The following is a 19,334-nucleotide window of genomic DNA, read 5'->3' as shown; positions in this document are numbered from 1 at the left end:
TGGTTTGTTTTCTTTACACTTTTATCGTAAAGGGTTATGTGGTTAATTCCAATCATCAATGTAGATGATTTGTATGTTAACCAACAAACACCTTATAATTGTTGGAAAGAAAGCTATAAGGAAGTGACATAATGCCACAAGACCGGCGTGTTAGAAAATCACAAGCAGCAATTAGACATGCTTTTATCGATTTACTCCATAAATATGACTTAGAACAAATCACGGTTCAGCAAATATCAGATTTGGCAGATGTGAATCGTAGTACTTTTTATACTCATTACATAGATAAATATGATTTATTAGAAAAGATGGAAGATGAACAAGTAGAAATAATAAGAACGTTTATTGAAGAGGGAGATGTATATAAAAATCAAACATTCTCTGCTGAAAGTATCCGCACGATTATGGAATTTTTAATAGGAAATATAGAAAAGAATATGGAATTTTATCAATTAATGTTTACGATGGGGAAAGATTCGAATTTACATGAAAAGTTATATGAATTAATCACAGGTCATTTAAATCATTTTAAAAATGAAAACAATAAAATAGATGATATACCGTTTTCTTATTTTATGAGTTATGTATCAGGTGCTGGGTTATCATTTATCCGACATTGGGTCGAGGATCCCAATCGCATTGCTAAAGATGATTTGATACAGCATTTTTACGATATTGTTAACAATGGACCAGCTACGATAATTAGAAGAGGAGAATAAAAGCAAAAGGTTGGGACACAAACTTTATGTCTCAACCTTATTATATAAATTATGACTGTGGCATTGCGTTGTAATCTTGACCGTGTAACATCCATCTTACGCCGTATTTATCTGTAAATACGCCCATTTTACCGCCCCAGAATTGCTCTGATAATGGTAATTCAACGTCGATAGAATCATGGTCTTTAATTTTATCATAGAAAGCTTCGACTCTTTCTACATCAGCTTGATCATTAATATCAAAATCAATTAATAATGAAATGCCGTTATTGATAGGTTGGATTCGGCTGAATGAATCCGCGCCTAAGATTTTTACCCCAACAATTTCAAATTCAGAATGCATTGTTGCCTCTTTGGCTTGCTCTTTAGTCATACCAAAATGTTCAGCTTGATCTTCGCCAACCTCTAAACGTTTAATATTTGTAGCGCCAAAAACCTCTTCATAATATTTAAGTGCTTCTTTTGTATTTGGAAAAGCTAAATATGGTGATAATTGAGTCATAAAATACCCCTTGTTATTTTTATTTTATTGCTAACCACATCATACAATGTTTTATGTAAAAAGAATAGAATTATGTATGATTAGTTTATTAATAATGGAAATAAGACTTAGTTTTCAATTGTATCGTTTATATGGATATATTAGGAAACTAGAAATATACTTTTTATGTATCGTTTATTGTATAATATTCATAAATTATATTATGCATTAAAAGGGAGGGGTTTCTTTTGATTGAAGCGGGCGAAATTTTAAAGAAAATGAAGAACCAAAAAATCAATTATGACAAAGTTTTAAGGAAAATGATTCAACAATGGGAACAAAACGGGGAACGACCTAAAATTTTATTACATAGTTGTTGTGCACCTTGTAGTACCTATACTTTAGAATTTTTAGCACAATATGCTGATATCGCGATATATTTTGCCAATCCCAATATTCACCCTAAGAGTGAATATTTAAGACGCGCTAAAGTTCAAGAAATGTTTGTCAATGATTTTAATGAACAGACAGGAGCTAATGTAAAATATATTGAAGCAGCTTATCAACCACATGAATTTATGAAAATGGCTAAATCAAGAGGACTTACTGAAGAAAAAGAAGGTGGTCTTCGATGTACAGCTTGTTTTGAAATGAGGCTTGAGATGGTTGCCGAAGCAGCTGTTAAATATGGTTATGATTACTTTGGTAGTGCAATCACGTTATCGCCAAAGAAGAATGCGCAATTAATTAATCAACTTGGTATGGATGTTCAACAAATTTATAATATTAAATATTTACCAAGTGATTTCAAGAAAAATAGGGGATATGAGCGTTCCATTGAAATGTGTAAAGATTATCATATTTTTAGACAGTGTTACTGTGGGTGTGTGTTTGCCGCAATGAAACAAGGGATTGATTTTAAAGAAATTAATAAAGAAGCCAATGAATTTTTAAAGCAATTTTAAAAATGACCCAGAGCGAAGATGTTATATCTTTTACTCTGGGTCATCATATTAATTAAATCATTCTATGAATGAAACGTACGATAGCCATAATAGCTATGACGAGCATTGCTGCAAAAGAAAAGAATTTAAATCGTTTATTTTCTTTTTTAATTTCTTTGTCTTCATTTTGCATCATTTCTTGTAATTCACGTTCGATTTCTAAATCGAGATCTGTTTTTCGATAGCCATTTAGGCCTTTTCTTTCATCTTCATCATTTGAAGGATGTGATTTACTGTTTTCTGTTGTGTCTTGTTGTGTGGACTGATTCATTTCTTTATCTTTGATATCTTCTCGCATTGTATAATGCCTCCTATATTCATGACACATACTTTTAATGATTATACTTGATGTAAAGTCATTGATTCATCGTTAACTTGCTTTTTAATTATTTTACATCTAATCCAATAATATCGCTAATATGATGATAACCGTTTTGGTTTAAATATTGAACAATATCTTTATTTATTTTTTTTGTTAATCCTGGACCTTCCATAACTAATGAAGAGTATATTTGTAATAAAGAGGCTCCATTACGTAACATTTGGATAGCATCCTCAGCATTAAAGATGCCGCCTGTACCAATAATTAAGAGTTCTCCCTTAGTTTCTTGATAGGCTAATTTAACAAGTTTTAAATTACGTTCAAATAATGGACGTCCGCTTAACCCCCCATCTTCAACACGGTTAGCTGATTTTAAGCCATCACGTTTACGTGTCGTATTTGCAAGGATGACACCATCGAAGTGTGTCTGAATAGTTGGTAATAGAGATTTCAAACCTTCTTCATCCATATCAGAGGTCAATTTTAAGAAAATAGGTACATTGATTTCATTGCTTGCTTTAAACGTTTCTAACGCATTGCATAACATTGAAAATTCATCTTTATCGTGAAAATTTTGTAAGTTTTCAGTATTAGGTGAACTTATATTGACAGTGAAGAAATTAACATCATTTTTGAATGTATCAATGACTTTAATATAATCTTGATATCGCTCGTCATAAGAAGTCATTTTATTAACACCTACGTTTAGACCTATAGGTGTATGGTAAGCGTAGCGGCGCAAATGACTAAGTGCTTTGTTCATACCGATATTATTAAAGCCCATGCGATTAATTAAGGCATCATCTTCTAATAAGCGATACATACGAGGTTGTGGATTACCTGGTTGTGGTTTTGGTGTGATACCACCAAGTTCTAATGCGCCGAAACCAAGATTTTCTAAAGCTTTAGGTACTTCGCAAGATTTATCATAACCAGCTGCAAGGCCGATTGGATTTTCAAATGTAATACCGTGAATATCTTGAGATAACATTGGATTTTGGTAATCGAATAATTTTTTCATAATCGGTAATACATAGGATTGCTTTTGTGCAATTTTTAATGCGTCGATAGTTAATCCGTGTGCTTTTTCAGGTTCAATTTTAAATAAAAGGGGTTTAATTAATTTATACATGTTAACGCTCCTAGTTCATTATATTTGAGGCTTACTATCCTCAACTTAATATATTTGAAACTTTTCCTTTTAATAGACTAGCATTTTCATTTGCAATTTCCTAGTTAAATTATAAAAATTAAAAAAATAGACGAACTTTTATAAAGTAGGACTACATATTGATACCGTCTTTAACGATTAAGCGATTGGAAATGAGGTAATATAAATAGTATTCAGTAATATAGGGAAGGTGACATCATGGCTATAGATTGGAAAGAACATTTACCGCTAGATTACATTAAAGAGATTACGCCAGTCAGTGGTGGAGATGTGAATGAAGCATTTAAAGTAACCACGCAGCAAGATGATACGTTCTTCTTATTAGTACAACGTAATCGAGATGAATCATTTTATGCTGCAGAAATAGCAGGACTAAATGAATTCGAAAATGCAGGTATTACTGCTCCTAAAGTCATTGCAAGTGGTGAGATAAATGGGGATGCTTATTTAATTTTAAGTTATCTTGAGGAAGGAACAACTGGCAGCCAAAAAGACTTGGGACAATTAGTTGCTAAAATGCATAGTCAACAACAAGAAGATGGTCAATTTGGATTCAGACTGCCACATGAAGGTGGCGATATTTCATTTGATAATTCATGGACGGACAATTGGAAAGACATTTTTATTTATCGCCGTATGGATCATATTCGAGATGAATTATTACGTAAACAACTATGGAATGAAGAAGATAATAAAGTATATGAACAGGTGAGAGCGGTGATGCTGGATGCATTAGACCAACACCAAAGTAAGCCATCGTTATTGCATGGTGACTTATGGGGTGGTAATTATATGTTTTTAACAGATGGTCGTCCAGCTTTATTTGATCCAGCACCGTTGTACGGTGATCGTGAATTTGATTTAGGTATTACAACCGTATTTGGTGGTTTTACTCAAGAATTTTATGATGAATATGAAAAGCATTACCCGTTGGCTAAGGGTGCGTATGAACGGTTAGAATTTTATAGATTATATTTATTGATGATACATTTATTAAAATTCGGTGGAATGTATGCGAGTAGTGTTAATCGTTCAATGGAAACAATATTAGGGTAAAGAAAAGCACGCGTTGAATTATTTTTCAACGCGTGCTTTTTTAATCAACTTATTGATGCCACATTTTTAATAATACTTCGGCAAAGCCTTCAGGTTTTTGTACATAACCTAAATGACCGCCAGGAATATCAAAGATTGGTAAACCAATTTGTTCATTAATATAGAAGTTAACATCTTGTGGGAATGATCCTTTAGAATCAGTACCATTTAGTAATGTGATTTGATCTTCATGCTTTTTAAAGTCCTCTAAAGTAATATCTGAATGTGTATATTGGCGAATTTCGTATTCAGACCAGAACATTACACGTTGATATTGTTCTTTTTGAGCTTCTTCTGTTTCTGCAGGCTGAGACATCATTTTAGCATCTATCGGTGCAATATTAAGTGTTTCAGCAAATGTTTTCATACCTTTTTCTAAACCTTCTGTAAGGATTTGGTTTACAATTTCATCATTTTTATCTTTCCAGTATTTACTATCTGGTAAGAATGTATTGATTGGTGGTTCGTGGAAAGCAATTTGTTTAACCACTTCAGGGTGTTCTTTGAGTACATGCATAGCAACGATTGAACCAGAACTTGAACCTAAAATATAAACAGGTTTATCACTAAGTGATTGTGCTAATTCAGCAATATCTTTTGCGTCACGTTTTACACGGTAATCGTCGTCTGGATTTGTTGCTGATTCTGGTAGTGGTTCTGTTAACTCACTTTCACCATAGTCACGACGATCCACTGCAACTACAGTGAAGTGATCTTTTAACTGTTGTGCTAATGGCATAAAGATGTCGCCAGTCCCATTGGCACCTGGGATGAATATTAATACCGGACCTTGTCCAATTTGATGATAACGTAATTTAGCACCTTTTAATTCTATTGTATTCATATAAAATACCTCCATTGAGTTAAAGCATGATTTATAAATAATATTATTCTAAGCCAAGTAATTTAGCGCCATTTCTATAACTTACTTTCTCTTTTTCTTCATCAGTTAAACCAAGTTCATCTAAAAATACGCCTAAACGTTCTGGTTCGATATAAGGATAGTCTGCCGCATATAAAATTCGGTCAATTCCCATTTCTTTTTTAACTAAATCAAATTGTGGTTTAGTTAACATACCACTTGGTGTCATATAGAAATTATTTTTAAAGTAATAACTAACAGGGTGTTTTAAATGATCAGCAAATAAAGTTTCATCCATACGTTCTAAGAAGAATGGAATGAATTCACCCCAGTGTCCGATAATCATATTTAGATTAGGGTAACGATCAAAGATACCTGATAGTACCAAATGGATTGCATGAATACCAACATCGATGTGCCAACCATAACCGAAACAAGCGAATGTAGCAGCAGTGATTTCTGGATAATTTCCTTTATAGTAAGCTTGGTATACATCACTATTTACGGGTGCGGGATGTAAATAAATAGGTACATTTAATTCTTCAGCAGTTGCAAAAATACCGTCGAATTGATCTTGATCTAAGAAACCATCTTTTGTACGACCCATAATGAGTGCACCTTTAAACCCTAACTCGTTGACACAACGTTTGAATTCTTCAACAGCCGCTTCAGGTTCGTTAATTGGTAATGTAGCAAATCCTACAAAACGATCTGGATATTGTTTGATATAGTCAGCTAATTGATCATTAGCTTTTTTACATAAATCGATGGCTTTTTGACCTTCAAGATTAGAAGGTGCACCATTACCATATGATAATACTTGCATTTGTACATTTTGTTCATCCATGAATTTAATACGTTTATCATGATGAGAGATCTCATCAGCGTCAGTAAAACCTGATTTTTTCTCTAGTCCTTCTAACATGACTTTCATGGGTACACCATTTGGGTCAGCAGAAGCTTGACTCATTGTTTCTTTTTGAATGTCATCTATCACATAATGTTCTTCGAAAGTAATACTTTTCATTTTAAATCCTCCATCATAGTGCGTTTTTATTTATATAGTGGGAATACTACTCAATAATTATTGGAAATTACCAAGGCATTTTGCCGTCACCATTAATGAACGTACCTGTTGGTCCATCAGCATCAATTGTTGCTAATTCTACAATAGGTTTGATGCCTTCAGTTGCTGGTTTAGAATTATTGCTAAAGTCACCAACTAAGTCTGTATTTGTAGAACCTGGATCTGCAGCATTGATTTGCATTTGAGGTAAACCTTTAGCGTATTGAACTGTTAGCATAGTGACAGCTGATTTAGAAGAACAATAAGCTAATGAATTAACATGAAATTCTTCTGACTCAGGATTTGTTACCATACCAAATGAACCTAAACCACTTGTTACATTAACAACGACAGGTTGTTCTGATTGTTCTAGTAATGGAATGAATGTGTTCATCATTCTTACAATACCGTATACGTTTGTTTGATAGACTTTATCCATGTCTTCAACAGTAATATCTGCAGGTTTTGCAAATTGTCCTGAGATACCAGCATTGTTAACAAGTACATCTAAGCGACCTTCTTGATCTTTAATGTAGTTGAAAGCATGTTGTACAGATGTCTCATCAGTAACGTCTAATTGTACACTTTGTGCACCAATTTCTTTAGCTGCTTCTTGTCCACGTGATTCATTTCTAGAACCAATGTAGACTTTATGTCCTTCGTTGATGAGTGCTTTGGCAGTTTCGAAGCCTAAGCCTTTATTGCCACCTGTAATTAATGTAATTTTAGTCATGATATTACTCCTCTTTATCAAAATATAGTTTGATTATATAATCTCTGATTGTTTCATTTGATAGTCCGCGTTCGTCTTTTTGTAATTCGAAAGATTTAGTAGATAATGATTTCAAGAACATATCTACTTTGAAAGTTGTCCATGTTGTACTTTTATTATTGCCAAGAATTTCACTATAAAACTTAAATAACTGTAAATAAATATCACTATGGTAAAAGTCATTTTTATCTGTTGTTTCTTCAATACAGTGAAGTAAGTCACTGTTAGTGGTTTTGAAATCTAAAAAGATATCAAGCGACTTTGCCATGACTACTTTAGTATCGTGATGTTTTTCTTTCACTTCGTACATTTGGTTGATAATGTCAGTAAAGTCATGTTCGATAATCGTCGCACACAAGGCGCTCTTATCATTAAAATGACGATACAAAGTTCCCATTCCAATATTTAATTCTTTTGCGATGCGATTCATACTCACTTGTTGAACACCAAGTTGGTTAAAGAGTTCAATCGCTTTATTCTCAATGCGCTGCCGGTTCTCGAGGGCATCTCGTCGCAAATACATCACCTTCTTAAAATAAGTTTGTTGACAAACGGACAACTATCCGTTTATTATAAAGCCTATCATACAAAAAGACAAATAGAGTGATATAGATGTTTAAATAAGAAGGATGAGTGATATAAGTGTCATTAAATAAAGAGCAAAGACAAATCACAGCTAAAGAACTACAAGAGCATTTTGACGAAACAACGTTAAGTTTAAAAAATATAGCAGACGAATTGAACATTTCAATCAATGATGTGTCACATGTATTACAAATGAAAGCGCCAAATAAATTATTTGGAAATCATTTGCAACAATTTATACATTTAGTTTGGGACGTTCGAGACCTAATGAATGAAAATATCTGGCATACTGGTAAATCACCAAAAGAATATACATATTTAAAAGGTGAAAAGGAAGATTATTGGTTTTTACAACAGTAATGAAGGAGAGAATATCAATGAAAAGTATTTTAGTAATCGGTTCTACAGGTAAACAAGGTAATGCCGTAGTTAAGCAACTTTTATCAGATGGATGGCATGTACGTGCACTAACACGTAATAAGAATAATGAAAAGTTAACGTCTATTGATAGTGACAAACTTGAAATTGTAGAAGGTGACTTAAGCGATCAACATAGTTTAGAACAAGCAATGCAAGGACAATACGGATTGTACAGTGTTCAACCTATTGTTAAAGATGATATTGCTGAAGAATTAAGACAGGGAAAAATGATTGTTCAACTTGCTGAAAAGCAAAACATTGAATTTGTGGTTTATAGTACAGCTGGTGGTGTAAATAGAGATAGAAAAGGACCACACTTTGAAGCCTTAGCAGATATTGAAAATACACTTAAAGCGTCATCATTGAATTTTGCAATTATCAAACCTTCATTCTTTATGGATAACTTCCTTAGAATAGCTAAAAAAGAAAATCAACAAATTGTAATACCTGAATTTATTAGTCCAGATGTTAAATTTGCGATGATTTCTTCAATTGATATTGCTAGAATTGCTGCAAATTTATTTAAAGCCCCTGAACAATATAATCATCAAGCGATTGAAATTGCTTCAGATGAGTTAACACTTAATGAAGTCGTTAAAACATTTGCTACTGTTACTGGCATGCCAACAGAAATTAAAGGTGAATTTGTAAGTGGTACAGCCGAAAGAAATTGGCTAGAAGAAAAAGGGTATGTTGTCGATTTTGATTTAATGAATCAAATTAATCCAGATAAACTATCATTAGCCCAATGGATTGAGAAAGTACAATTTTAGTAATGGTCTATGTTAATAAGGAGAGATAGTTATGATTCAGTCGATGTGGTTTAATTTACATGTTAAAGATTTAAAAAGAAGTGAGCAGTTTTACCAATCTTTAGGATTTGAAATTAATCATAATCCTGACATGCTTGACAAAATGGTAGGAATTAAAATAGGATCGACCATTGTCATCTTAATTGAAAATAAACATTTTGAAGCGGTCACTCAGGATAAAGTTCATGCAAGTGCTAATGAAACGATTATTTCTCTAGGTGTAAAGACGAATGAAGAAGTTGATCAACTTGTTAAACAAGTTGAAGCGTCAGGCGGTCATATTTTAGAACAACCGACAGTTAAACAAGGCTATTATGGTGCTATGTTTGCTGATCCAGATGGACATAAATTTAACTTTTTAGTTTGTTAAATACAATAAGGCACTCAGTTTCCAAGTTTGGATGCTGAGTGCCTTTTAATTTGGATTTAAGATCAACTTAAATATTTCCATATTCTTTTCTCAAATCATAAACTTTTTCTGGTGTAACATCTTGGCCAAGTGGATCAACAACTTTCATAGTAGAAAATGTATGAAGTACTTGTCCTCGTATCATTTTTAAATAGTCTTGTCTGAGTGCTTGTTGTTCTTGTTTTTCTTCTACACTCAATGTTTGTACTTTTTCTTTATTTGCTAATTCGTTAATTCTGTCTAAAATTTGCATCATCGCAACCTCCAATTTATATTTCCAACAAATATTTACTAAACAACACTTGTTGTATAAACATAATATACTCGCATATGCATGATATAGCAATAGACATGCTCAATTCATATGTTGTCTATGCAACATATTGATCAGTTTGTTGTATAAATAAAAAATATGACCCTATGCATCATTATTTTATTAATGTACATAGGGTCATCATTTGTTTTAGATAATAAAATGGTGGAATCTTTATATGTGCGCGATGTGATGAATTAAGAATGGAAGATTTTTGTCTATAAAGTTTTCAGCTGTATCATGATTTGTAGAAAGCCAATGATTACACAGACCACTCATACCTGCCGCAAGAAAACTAGCACTACTTACCAAGATGTCTCTATCAATATCTGAATAACTATTTTCTAACATGATAGAAAAAATATCCTCTAATTCGTTATTAATTCTCTTGTGCGCTTGTTCACAAAATACATCTTGGTTCATTTCACAAGATGCTTGTACTTGTTCCATATATTGAGTCATTGTGATGAATATATTTTTTAAGACGATTTCATTGATAATATTTGAAATGTTGAGTGTGTCATTTAAATCTTTAAGAATAGTGACATCTAAAGAATAATCGAGTATGTCGTATTTATCTGTGAAATGTGCATAGAACGTAGCTCTATTAACAGTTGCTTCATCAGTAATATTCTTGACTGTTAATTGGCTTAATTTCTTTTCTTTTGATACTTTTTGAAATGCGTCAACAAGTAGTTGTCTTGTTCGTGTGACACGGGGATCAATTTTGTCAGTCAATTATGTTTGCACCTACCTAACAAGTGTTGTTTATCTTAATATAAATTATCTTGCTAAATGTCATATATGTCAAAAATAGTGTCTATGAACTAATTTAATAGTGATTGTAAATTTAAATTATGGGTAAATATAGTTTTATAGAAAGTGAATTTACTTTCAAACAAAGTTTGTAATCTTTTTAGGGGAGAAACTGTTAAAGAAACAGAACGGGGAGACGGATATGGCAGATAAACTGCAACGTGAATTAAGCAATAGACACATACAATTAATTGCTATTGGTGGTGCTATTGGTACAGGATTGTTTTTAGGCGCAGGTGAATCAATTCATCTGGCAGGACCATCGATATTGTTGACTTATATTATAGTAGGTTTTGTATTATTTATGTTTATGAGAGCAATGGGGGAAATGTTGTTATCTAACCTTGGATTCAAATCATTTGCAGATATCGCTCATAAACATATAGGGCCATTAGCAGGCTTTGTGGTTGGATGGACTTATTGGTTAACGTGGATTATTTCAGGAATGGCAGAAATTACGGCAGTTGCTAAATACATAGAATATTGGTATCCAGCAATGCCTAATTGGTTAACAGCTTTATTTACATTGTTAGTATTAATGACACTCAATTTATTTAGTGCAAAGTTATTTGGAGAATTAGAATTTTGGTTTGCGATTATAAAGGTATTAACAATACTAGCTTTAATAATTGTGGGTATTATTATGATTGTCTTTGCAATGAAGACACCTTATGGCACTGCTAGCGTATCTCAAATATGGAGTCATGGTGGTATATTCCCGCATGGTGCTTCAGGATTTTTCATGTCCTTCCAAATGGCCATTTTTTCATTTATAGGAATTGAATTAATTGGTATTACTGCAGGAGAAACTAAAAATCCTCATAAAACGATACCTCAAGCGATTAATAATGTACCATATCGCATTTTGATATTTTACATTGGATCACTTGCAGTCATTATGGCGGCGGTGCCATGGAATCAATTAAATCCTTCAGATAGTCCTTATGTGAAATTGTTTGGTTTAATTGGTATTCCATTTGCAGCAGGTTTAATCAACTTTGTAGTATTAACAGCTGCGGCATCTGCGTGTAACAGTGGTGTGTTTGCCAATAGTAGAACGATGTTTGGTTTATCTCAACGTAAACAAGCACCACCTATTCTTGGTAAAACTAATCGCAATGGCGTTCCATATTATGCGATATTAGTGACATGTGCACTATTAAGTATTTCTGTGATACTAAATGCCATCTTTAAAGATGCGACTCAAGTGTTTGTATATATTACGACAGTATCAACAGTTTTAAATATAGTGATTTGGTCAATCATCATGATTGCTTATTTAGGATATTTAAAACATAATCCAGAACTTCATAAAGCGAGTCAATATAAAATGCCAGGTGGCAAATGGATGGCATATGCTATTGTACTATTCTTTATATTTATCTTTGTGGTATTACTGATTAATCCAAGTACGAGACTTGCAGTAATCATTGCACCATTCTGGATGGGGATTTTAGGATTAATGTATTTAAGATATAAAAAAGAATCTAGAAAAGCAGAGATTCCAGATGAATAAATGAATGTGCATCGCCAACAAGAAAGCTTTGTTGGCGGTGCTTTTTAAATAGCAGTCGTGTTAAAAGAAAATTTGTAAAATTAATGACTTTACAAATATATTTATCTGAAAATTCTAATAATGTGATATACTATTCTCCATAGTCTTAATTGGCCCAACTTTACACAACAAATGATTGCATCAACGAATTACCAACACACCTTAGATTTCATCATGTGTATAGTTAGTTCAATTAAGGCTATTTATTTATGTTTGATTTATCGTATTTAGATATTGGAGGCGCTAGAAATGACAACATTGAGTAAAATTAGACCGAAAGAATTTATTTTTAGAGTGCTATCTGGTGTAGCAGTTGGTATTGTCGCAGGATTAGTACCCAATGCGATATTAGGGGAGATATTTAAATATTTAATGCAGTTTCATCCCATTTTTAAAACATTACTAGGTGTTGTTCAAGCAATTCAATTTACGGTGCCGGCACTTGTTGGTGCTTTGATAGCATTGAAATTTAATCTGACACCTTTAGCGATGGCAGTAGTTGCAAGCGCTTCGTATGTTGGTAGTGGTGCTGCACAATTTAAAAATGGCACATGGGTTATAGCTGGAATTGGGGATTTAATTAATACAATGATCACAGCATCGATTGCCGTATTATTGATTTTATTAATAGAACATCGCGTAGGAAGTATGGCTTTAATTGTATATCCAACTATTGTAGGTGGTATTTCAGCGACTATAGGTGTGTTGATACTTCCATACGTACATATGATTACTACTGGTATTGGTAATATGATCAATAGTTTTACAGAGTTACAACCTGTTTTAATGAGTATGCTTATTTCGATGGTATTTAGCTTTATTATCATATCGCCACTATCAACTGTTGCCATTGCGATTGCAATTGGTATTTCCGGTATTGCAGCTGGTTCAGCTTCAATCGGTATAGCAGCTATAGAAGCGGTGTTGTTAATTGGTACGAGCCAAGTTAATAGAGCAGGCGTACCAATCTCAATCTTCTTTGGTGGAGTTAAAATGATGATGCCTAATATGGTTCGCTATCCTATTATCATGATGCCTATATTGATTACAGCTGCAGTTTCAGGCATTGCATCCGGCATTGTCGGTATCGCAGGTACAAAAGAATCTGCAGGATTTGGTTTTATAGGAATGGTAGGACCAATTAATGCATTTAAATTTATGGGTATTGACTCAGCTTGGTTGAGTTTATTATTGATTATCATCGCATTCTTCATTGTGCCTTTCTTCGTTGCATGGATTTTAGATATTCTTCTAAGAAAGGTCTTTAAAATATATACGAACGATATTTTTAAATTTTTAGCGTAAAGCTAAATAGAATATAGACGTCTTACATATAAGTGAGGCGTCTATATTTTATTATGCTATACTTTATTAAAATCTCTATCTATAAAGGGTGGGTAAGATGAATAAAAAGATAGAACAATTAAAACTAAAAGCGGCAAGTTTAACACGACAAACACATGATTTAGGTATACCGGTCATGATCGTGTTTGAAGGTGTACCTGCCTCAGGTAAGACGCGCTTGTCCAATGAACTATTACTTACGTTTGATGCGAAATACACACAATTTATATCAACAAAAACACCGGATGCCGAAGACTTAAGATATCAATTTTTACAAAAATATTGGAATACACTGCCTCAAAAAGGAAATATCAATATCTATTTTAGAAGTTGGTATTCTCACTTTTTGGATTATAAACAAAATAATATTAAGCAAGATTATTACAAAAACGATGATAAACTCGTGAATCAAATCAAACATTTTGAAGAGATGCTTCAGAATGATAGTTATGAGCTAATTAAATTCTATATTGAAGTCAGTGAAGAAAAACGACAAGAGCATATTCAACAAACCAAAGATAATCCATTAATGAGTTGGAAAGTACAAGAGTATGAACAAATCATACCTAAAGATATCTATTTGAAAGAAATGAGAAAGTTCACGCATTCTGATAAACAATGGGAAGTTATAGACTATACACAACGAGAAGTTGCATTTGAAAAGATGTATAAACATATTATAGAAAGATTAGAACAAGCTATCCAAAAATCAAATCAATCAAAAGGTAATAAAGACGGGGCATTTACTAAAGATTTTTCAACTACTAAATTTGATGTAACATTAGATGAAGTATCTAAAAAAGAATATAAAGAACTGATAGAACCTTTACAAAAACGGATGAGGGAAATTCAATTTGCATTATATGAACGAAAAATTCCGCTTATCTTAACATTTGAAGGCATGGATGCAGCGGGTAAAGGTGGTAATATCAAACGTATTCGTGAGAAATTAGATCCAACCGGTTATGAAGTGAATGGTATAAGTGCGCCGACAGACGTTGAACTGGCACATCACTACCTTTGGCGTTTTGCGAAAGAAATGCCAAAAAGCGGGCACATTGAAATATTTGATCGTAGTTGGTATGGCAGAGTGTTAGTAGAAAGAGTAGAAGGATTTGCAAATAAAGATGAGTGGCAACGTGCTTATGATGAAATCAATCATTTCGAAAAAATGTGGACAGATGAAGGAGCAATATTATTAAAATTCTTCTTATGTTTAGACAAAGAAGAACAACTTAAACGATTTAAAGATAGAGAACAAGATATAAATAAGCAATGGAAAATCACAGATGAAGATTGGCGCAATCGTGAAAAATGGGATTTATACTTAGAAGCAAGTCACGATATAATAGAAAAAACAGATACAATACATGCACCTTGGCTTATAGTTCCAGCCGATCATAAAAAGACAGCAAGGATTGAAGTTTTAAAATATATCATTAGACAGTGTGAGAAGGTATTATGGGGTGTCAAAGATTATTAGCATCTTGAATATATCTTAAATAGTAAAAATTAAAGGTGGTTATATATCAAATTATTGTCAAAAATTTGAATATATCCATCTTTTTTCGTGTATTTAGATCTTTTTAAAATTTTTAGAACTATTACAATTATGTAACTACATTGCAATCTGTAATATTACGATGGATGTAAAAGTTGAGTGAAACTTAAAGGAATTCAATGTAATATAAGGCTTTATGATGAAAAATTAAACCAAATCATGCAAAAATTAATGTTACAAGGACGTCAGTAATATTTCAAAGTTACAAAACTTGATTTTGTTTGTAATGTTTTGTAAGGAACGTGTAATATACAAAGCGGATTTTTGTGGTATAGTGAATACCGTCGAAAGTTAAACAAAAACATTTTCAATATTGCACAACGAAATTTAATACTTTAAAACATATAAAAAACAAAAAACTTTTTGGAGGATTTTTCAATTATGAAGAAGACATTTATCGCATCAACTTTAGCATTAACATTAGGCGCAGCAGGTTACGCAGTATCAGGACACGAAGCACACGCTTCAGAAACTACTAACGTAGATCAAGCACACTTAGTAGACTTAGCTCATAACCACCCAGAACAATTAAACGCTGCACCAGTTCAAGAAGGCGCTTATGACATTCACTTTGTAAGTGGTGGATTCGAATATAACTTCACTTCAGATGGTACTAACTTCTCTTGGAACTACCAAGAAGCTAGTTCTACTTCAGCTCAAACATCAAACACTGCTGTTCAATCAGCTGACTACACAACTTCTTACAATCAAGAAGCTGGTACTCAATCAGTAAGCTCTAACCAACAATCAAGCAACACTAATGTAGAAGCTGTTTCAGCTCCAACTACATCAAACAATGGTTCAAGCCACAACTACAGCACTAAAACAACTTCATACTCAGCACCATCAACTTCAAGTGCTTCAACAGGTGGATCAACTAAAGCACAATTCTTAGCTAATGGTGGTACTGAAGAAGCTTGGAACGCTATCGTTATGCCAGAATCAGGTGGTAACCCTAACGCAGTAAACCCAGCTGGTTACAGAGGTTTAGGACAAACTATGGAATCATGGGGAACTGGTTCAGTAGCTAGCCAAACTAAAGGTATGCTTAACTATGCTAATAGCCGTTACGGTTCATTAAGCAATGCAATTGCTTTCCGTCAAAGCCACGGTTGGTGGTAGGATTTAATTTATAACTGGAAAGCCCTTCGAGTTATAAATGATTAAGAGGATGACAATGTCATCCTCTTTTTTTTATGCGTAAAAATGAACGATTAGAATATATTTATATTTCGTGTAAAGTGTTTGATTACCATTAAATACGGGAATTTAAGAAAAACTATATATAGCATATCATTCAGTTTTTTAATCAATTGAATTGGGTGACGAAACATTCAATTCAAATGATATAGATATAGGCTAAGTACGGTAGAAAGTTCTATATATTCATTACATAAATATCATTCTATACGTCTAGAATTGATATTAACGTATAAAAGGTTATGAGTAACAGGAGGTCCATGAATGACAACGGTCAATGAGAGTTATAAATATTGTCATCAAATAATGAAAAAGCATTCTAAAAGTTTTTCTTATGCGTTTGACTTATTACCAGAAAGTGAGAGGCGTGCTGTTTGGGCAGTATACGCGGTTTGTAGAATTATAGATTATAGTATTGATGAAGAACAAAATCCTCAAAAATTACAAGCTATTAAAGAAGATATTCAACTGATTGAGTCACAACAAGTTGATTCAACGGTTCAATTCAAGAGTAATCAACGTATTATGTTAGCTTTTTACGATACATCTCAAAATTACAAAATGGAGTATCAATCTTTCTATAATTTGATAGAATCTGTATTTGAAGATGAACATTTTGAAATGTTCGTTAAAGACGAGGAATTAATGAGATATTGTTATGGTGTAGCTGGGACAGTTGGAGAAGTACTATCACCTATTTTGACTGAACAGCCAAGTCATGAAACATATGAAGTGGCTCGAGAATTAGGAGAAGCATTGCAATTAACTAATATCTTACGCGATGTAGGCGAAGACTTTGAAAAAGGTCGTATTTATTTTAGTCGAGAGATGTTAAATCAATATGATGTAAATATTGAAGACGTTTATCAACAGCAGTTAACCGATAATTATATTAATTTATGGGAACATTATGCTCAAATTGCAGAAAAGGATTATCAATTTGCATTAGATCATTTAAATGTTTTTAAACCTGAAGCAAGATTAATTATCGAACTAGCGGCACGTATTTATAAAGGTATTATAGATGAAGTTCGTGTACATGGTTATCCATTACATCGAAGAGTATATGTCTCAAGGTTGGATAAGTTAAACATATACAGACAAGTTAAAGCTAAATATAATAAATAGGTGGAATGTCAATTGAATATTGCTGTAATAGGTGCGGGTGTGACAGGTTTAGCTTCTGCAGCTAGGCTTGCTGCACATGGTCATCAAGTAACATTATATGAAAAGAATGAACAGATTGGTGGACGTATGAACCAATTTACGAAAGATGGCTTTACCTTTGATATGGGACCTACAATAGTTATGGTGCCTGAAGTTTATAAAGCCGTGTTTGAAGAATGTGGTGAACGCTTTGAAGATTACGTAGAAATGAAACAATTACCATATATCTATGATGTCTATTTTAATAAAGATGATAAAGTGAGAGTGCCTACCGATTTAGCTGAGTTACATGACGCTTTAGAACAAATTGAACCTGGAACGACACATGGATTTATGAAATTTTTAGCAGATGTATATGGAAGATATGAGATTGCTAGAAAATATTTTTTAGAACGAACATATAGAAAACCATCAGACTTTTATAATTTAACATCACTGATTCAAGGTTATAAATTAAAAACACTAAATCATGCGGATAACTTAATTGGTCAATATGTCCAAAATGAAAAAGTTCAAAAAATGTTAGCATTTCAAATGTTGTATATAGGCATTGATCCTAAACAAGGCCCTTCATTATACTCAATTATTCCAATGATTGAAATGATGTTTGGTGTTCATTTTATTAAAGGTGGTATGTATGGTATGGCGAAAGGTTTAGAACAACTAAACCTAAAGCTAGGTGTGGATATACAATGTAATGCTAATATAGAAGAAATTATTATTGATCCTAAGTATAAGCAAGCAGACGGCGTAAGAGTGAATGGCCTAGTTAAACGATTTGATAAGGTACTTTGTACGGCAGACTTTCCATATGCTGCGCAACAATTAATGCCACAACATGCACCCGTTAAAAAATATCCTCCTCAAAAAATAGACCAATTAGATTATTCATGTTCAGCTTTTATGATGTATATAGGCATTGATAAAGATATTACGGAAGATGTATTGTTGCATAATGTCTTATTTTCAAATCATTTCAGACAAAATATAGATGAAATATTTAATGGGGATATTTCCGAAGATCCATCGTTGTATTTATATGTACCTAAAGTAGGAGATGCCACGTTAGCGCCTGAGGGACAGACAGGATTATATGTTTTAATGCCAACACCAGAGCTTAAAACAGGCCCTCTAGAATGGGAAAATCCACAGTTCATAAAAAGTGTTAAAGAACATATTTATCGTAAATTAGCTACTATACCTGCACTTGAACATGTTCAAGATTATGTTATTTCCGAAACGATTTTTACACCTAAAGATTTTGAACAAACGTTTAATGCTAAGTTTGGTACAGCATTTGGGTTAATGCCCACGCTAGCACAAAGTAATTATTATAGACCTCCGAACGTATCTAGAGATTATAAAGATTTATACTTTGCTGGTGCGAGTACACATCCAGGTGCAGGTGTACCTATTGTTTTAACAAGTGCTAAAATCACCGTTGATGAAATCATCAAAGATATTAACAATCATATATAATTCGTTAGCGTAGAGCGTGAGATAGAATTGCTATGACTTTCATATCAATACGAATTCTCACGTTTTATTTATATTGGATACTTAACACAATTATAAAAATCAGAATATTGTTAATATTGACAATATTAATCCGCTTGATAGAATGATAATATCTAAACATGACATAGAACATTGGAGATTA

At 32.9% G+C, this 19,334-nt stretch carries 21 protein-coding genes; 12 read left to right on the top strand and 9 right to left on the bottom strand.

The window, feature by feature from the left end; genetic code table 11:
- Nucleotides 1-131: 131 nt before the first annotated feature.
- Complete coding sequence (locus ACZ267_RS02130; protein WP_002467244.1) at nucleotides 132-719, top strand: TetR/AcrR family transcriptional regulator; 588 nt, start codon at nucleotides 132-134, stop codon at nucleotides 717-719.
- A gap of 49 nt (nucleotides 720-768) precedes the next feature.
- On the opposite strand, the gene ACZ267_RS02125 is transcribed toward ACZ267_RS02130, so the two are convergent.
- Nucleotides 769-1,221 (bottom strand): VOC family protein, encoded by a 453-nt coding sequence (locus ACZ267_RS02125; RefSeq protein WP_002467249.1) that lies wholly within the window; start codon nucleotides 1,219-1,221, stop codon nucleotides 769-771.
- Between the two features lie 257 nt (nucleotides 1,222-1,478).
- Between ACZ267_RS02125 and ACZ267_RS02120 the strand changes: the two genes are divergently transcribed.
- Nucleotides 1,479-2,165 (top strand): epoxyqueuosine reductase QueH, encoded by a 687-nt coding sequence (locus ACZ267_RS02120; RefSeq protein ID WP_372868297.1) that lies wholly within the window; start codon nucleotides 1,479-1,481, stop codon nucleotides 2,163-2,165.
- Between the two features lie 52 nt (nucleotides 2,166-2,217).
- On the opposite strand, the gene ACZ267_RS02115 is transcribed toward ACZ267_RS02120, so the two are convergent.
- Both ACZ267_RS02115 and ACZ267_RS02110 read right to left on the bottom strand, forming a co-directional pair.
- Nucleotides 2,218-2,502: a hypothetical protein gene (locus tag ACZ267_RS02115; protein WP_002467247.1), complete on the bottom strand. Its 285-nt coding sequence runs from the start codon at nucleotides 2,500-2,502 to the stop codon at nucleotides 2,218-2,220.
- Nucleotides 2,503-2,590: 88 nt separating this feature from the next.
- The gene (locus tag ACZ267_RS02110) at nucleotides 2,591-3,658 is read right to left on the bottom strand and encodes a quinone-dependent dihydroorotate dehydrogenase (protein WP_015364670.1); all 1,068 of its coding nucleotides are present in this window, start codon (nucleotides 3,656-3,658) and stop codon (nucleotides 2,591-2,593) included.
- Nucleotides 3,659-3,895: 237 nt separating this feature from the next.
- On the opposite strand from ACZ267_RS02110, the gene ACZ267_RS02105 reads away from it, so the two are divergent.
- A complete protein-coding gene (locus tag ACZ267_RS02105; RefSeq protein WP_047211141.1) occupies nucleotides 3,896-4,753 on the top strand; it encodes a fructosamine kinase family protein in 858 nt (285 codons plus the stop codon).
- A 49-nt stretch (nucleotides 4,754-4,802) separates the two neighbouring features.
- Here the strand turns inward: ACZ267_RS02105 and ACZ267_RS02100 are convergent, their stop codons facing one another.
- The 4 genes from ACZ267_RS02100 to ACZ267_RS02085 all read right to left on the bottom strand — a co-directional run bounded on the left by ACZ267_RS02100 (nucleotide 4,803) and on the right by ACZ267_RS02085 (nucleotide 8,009).
- On the bottom strand, nucleotides 4,803-5,636 hold the full coding sequence (locus ACZ267_RS02100) for an alpha/beta fold hydrolase (protein ID WP_047211140.1): 834 nt from the start codon (nucleotides 5,634-5,636) through the stop codon (nucleotides 4,803-4,805).
- A 43-nt stretch (nucleotides 5,637-5,679) separates the two neighbouring features.
- On the bottom strand, nucleotides 5,680-6,681 hold the full coding sequence (locus tag ACZ267_RS02095; RefSeq protein WP_023374161.1) for an amidohydrolase family protein: 1,002 nt from the start codon (nucleotides 6,679-6,681) through the stop codon (nucleotides 5,680-5,682).
- Nucleotides 6,682-6,748: 67 nt separating this feature from the next.
- Nucleotides 6,749-7,453, bottom strand: a complete 705-nt coding sequence (locus ACZ267_RS02090; RefSeq protein WP_002467059.1) for an SDR family NAD(P)-dependent oxidoreductase — start codon at nucleotides 7,451-7,453, stop codon at nucleotides 6,749-6,751.
- Nucleotides 7,454-7,457: 4 nt separating this feature from the next.
- Entirely contained in the window at nucleotides 7,458-8,009 is a 552-nt protein-coding gene (locus ACZ267_RS02085; RefSeq protein WP_047211139.1) for a TetR/AcrR family transcriptional regulator, read from the bottom strand.
- 125 nt (nucleotides 8,010-8,134) lie between these two features.
- On the opposite strand from ACZ267_RS02085, the gene ACZ267_RS02080 reads away from it, so the two are divergent.
- The 3 genes from ACZ267_RS02080 to ACZ267_RS02070 are packed head-to-tail and all read left to right on the top strand — an operon-like array spanning nucleotide 8,135 to nucleotide 9,679.
- The gene (locus tag ACZ267_RS02080; protein ID WP_023374158.1) at nucleotides 8,135-8,437 is read left to right on the top strand and encodes a DUF2316 family protein; all 303 of its coding nucleotides are present in this window, start codon (nucleotides 8,135-8,137) and stop codon (nucleotides 8,435-8,437) included.
- Nucleotides 8,438-8,454: 17 nt separating this feature from the next.
- The gene (locus ACZ267_RS02075) at nucleotides 8,455-9,270 is read left to right on the top strand and encodes an NmrA/HSCARG family protein (RefSeq protein WP_047211138.1); all 816 of its coding nucleotides are present in this window, start codon (nucleotides 8,455-8,457) and stop codon (nucleotides 9,268-9,270) included.
- A gap of 31 nt (nucleotides 9,271-9,301) precedes the next feature.
- Entirely contained in the window at nucleotides 9,302-9,679 is a 378-nt protein-coding gene (locus ACZ267_RS02070) for a VOC family protein (protein WP_047211137.1), read from the top strand.
- Nucleotides 9,680-9,746: 67 nt separating this feature from the next.
- On the opposite strand, the gene ACZ267_RS02065 is transcribed toward ACZ267_RS02070, so the two are convergent.
- Both ACZ267_RS02065 and ACZ267_RS02060 read right to left on the bottom strand, forming a co-directional pair.
- Nucleotides 9,747-9,971, bottom strand: a complete 225-nt coding sequence (locus ACZ267_RS02065; protein ID WP_002467048.1) for a DUF896 domain-containing protein — start codon at nucleotides 9,969-9,971, stop codon at nucleotides 9,747-9,749.
- A 234-nt stretch (nucleotides 9,972-10,205) separates the two neighbouring features.
- Complete coding sequence (locus ACZ267_RS02060; protein WP_079448990.1) at nucleotides 10,206-10,769, bottom strand: TetR/AcrR family transcriptional regulator; 564 nt, start codon at nucleotides 10,767-10,769, stop codon at nucleotides 10,206-10,208.
- Nucleotides 10,770-10,989: 220 nt separating this feature from the next.
- Between ACZ267_RS02060 and ACZ267_RS02055 the strand changes: the two genes are divergently transcribed.
- From ACZ267_RS02055 to ACZ267_RS02030, 6 genes are all read left to right on the top strand, one after another.
- Nucleotides 10,990-12,363 (top strand): amino acid permease, encoded by a 1,374-nt coding sequence (locus ACZ267_RS02055; RefSeq protein WP_002450156.1) that lies wholly within the window; start codon nucleotides 10,990-10,992, stop codon nucleotides 12,361-12,363.
- A 288-nt stretch (nucleotides 12,364-12,651) separates the two neighbouring features.
- The gene (locus ACZ267_RS02050) at nucleotides 12,652-13,707 is read left to right on the top strand and encodes a PTS sugar transporter subunit IIC (RefSeq protein ID WP_047211134.1); all 1,056 of its coding nucleotides are present in this window, start codon (nucleotides 12,652-12,654) and stop codon (nucleotides 13,705-13,707) included.
- A 97-nt stretch (nucleotides 13,708-13,804) separates the two neighbouring features.
- Nucleotides 13,805-15,229 (top strand): phosphate--AMP phosphotransferase, encoded by a 1,425-nt coding sequence (locus ACZ267_RS02045; protein WP_047211133.1) that lies wholly within the window; start codon nucleotides 13,805-13,807, stop codon nucleotides 15,227-15,229.
- Nucleotides 15,230-15,688: 459 nt separating this feature from the next.
- Nucleotides 15,689-16,429, top strand: a complete 741-nt coding sequence (locus ACZ267_RS02040; RefSeq protein ID WP_047211132.1) for an aggregation-promoting factor C-terminal-like domain-containing protein — start codon at nucleotides 15,689-15,691, stop codon at nucleotides 16,427-16,429.
- 342 nt (nucleotides 16,430-16,771) lie between these two features.
- The gene (locus ACZ267_RS02035) at nucleotides 16,772-17,635 is read left to right on the top strand and encodes a phytoene/squalene synthase family protein (protein ID WP_047211131.1); all 864 of its coding nucleotides are present in this window, start codon (nucleotides 16,772-16,774) and stop codon (nucleotides 17,633-17,635) included.
- Nucleotides 17,636-17,647: 12 nt separating this feature from the next.
- Nucleotides 17,648-19,153: a phytoene desaturase family protein gene (locus ACZ267_RS02030; RefSeq protein WP_047211130.1), complete on the top strand. Its 1,506-nt coding sequence runs from the start codon at nucleotides 17,648-17,650 to the stop codon at nucleotides 19,151-19,153.
- The last annotated feature ends 181 nt before the right edge of the window (nucleotides 19,154-19,334 follow it).

It is taken from the genome of Staphylococcus sp. AC872, assembly GCF_979255425.1.
The sequence above is the reverse complement of the archived record's forward strand: the minus strand, read 5'-3'. Positions and strand labels throughout refer to the sequence as shown.

What these genes read in the sequence shown, in the direction of transcription:
- ACZ267_RS02130 (WP_002467244.1), top strand. Translation starts at nt 132, where the DNA reads ATGCCACAAGACCGGCGTGTTAGAAAATCACAAGCAGCAATTAGACAT.
- ACZ267_RS02125 (WP_002467249.1), bottom strand. Translation starts at nt 1,221, where the DNA reads ATGACTCAATTATCACCATATTTAGCTTTTCCAAATACAAAAGAAGCA.
- ACZ267_RS02120 (WP_372868297.1), top strand. Translation starts at nt 1,479, where the DNA reads ATGAAGAACCAAAAAATCAATTATGACAAAGTTTTAAGGAAAATGATT.
- ACZ267_RS02115 (WP_002467247.1), bottom strand. Translation starts at nt 2,502, where the DNA reads ATGCGAGAAGATATCAAAGATAAAGAAATGAATCAGTCCACACAACAA.
- ACZ267_RS02110 (WP_015364670.1), bottom strand. Translation starts at nt 3,658, where the DNA reads ATGTATAAATTAATTAAACCCCTTTTATTTAAAATTGAACCTGAAAAA.
- ACZ267_RS02105 (WP_047211141.1), top strand. Translation starts at nt 3,896, where the DNA reads ATGGCTATAGATTGGAAAGAACATTTACCGCTAGATTACATTAAAGAG.
- ACZ267_RS02100 (WP_047211140.1), bottom strand. Translation starts at nt 5,636, where the DNA reads ATGAATACAATAGAATTAAAAGGTGCTAAATTACGTTATCATCAAATT.
- ACZ267_RS02095 (WP_023374161.1), bottom strand. Translation starts at nt 6,681, where the DNA reads ATGAAAAGTATTACTTTCGAAGAACATTATGTGATAGATGACATTCAA.
- ACZ267_RS02090 (WP_002467059.1), bottom strand. Translation starts at nt 7,453, where the DNA reads ATGACTAAAATTACATTAATTACAGGTGGCAATAAAGGCTTAGGCTTC.
- ACZ267_RS02075 (WP_047211138.1), top strand. Translation starts at nt 8,455, where the DNA reads ATGAAAAGTATTTTAGTAATCGGTTCTACAGGTAAACAAGGTAATGCC.
- ACZ267_RS02070 (WP_047211137.1), top strand. Translation starts at nt 9,302, where the DNA reads ATGATTCAGTCGATGTGGTTTAATTTACATGTTAAAGATTTAAAAAGA.
- ACZ267_RS02065 (WP_002467048.1), bottom strand. Translation starts at nt 9,971, where the DNA reads ATGCAAATTTTAGACAGAATTAACGAATTAGCAAATAAAGAAAAAGTA.
- ACZ267_RS02055 (WP_002450156.1), top strand. Translation starts at nt 10,990, where the DNA reads ATGGCAGATAAACTGCAACGTGAATTAAGCAATAGACACATACAATTA.
- ACZ267_RS02050 (WP_047211134.1), top strand. Translation starts at nt 12,652, where the DNA reads ATGACAACATTGAGTAAAATTAGACCGAAAGAATTTATTTTTAGAGTG.
- ACZ267_RS02045 (WP_047211133.1), top strand. Translation starts at nt 13,805, where the DNA reads ATGAATAAAAAGATAGAACAATTAAAACTAAAAGCGGCAAGTTTAACA.
- ACZ267_RS02040 (WP_047211132.1), top strand. Translation starts at nt 15,689, where the DNA reads ATGAAGAAGACATTTATCGCATCAACTTTAGCATTAACATTAGGCGCA.
- ACZ267_RS02035 (WP_047211131.1), top strand. Translation starts at nt 16,772, where the DNA reads ATGACAACGGTCAATGAGAGTTATAAATATTGTCATCAAATAATGAAA.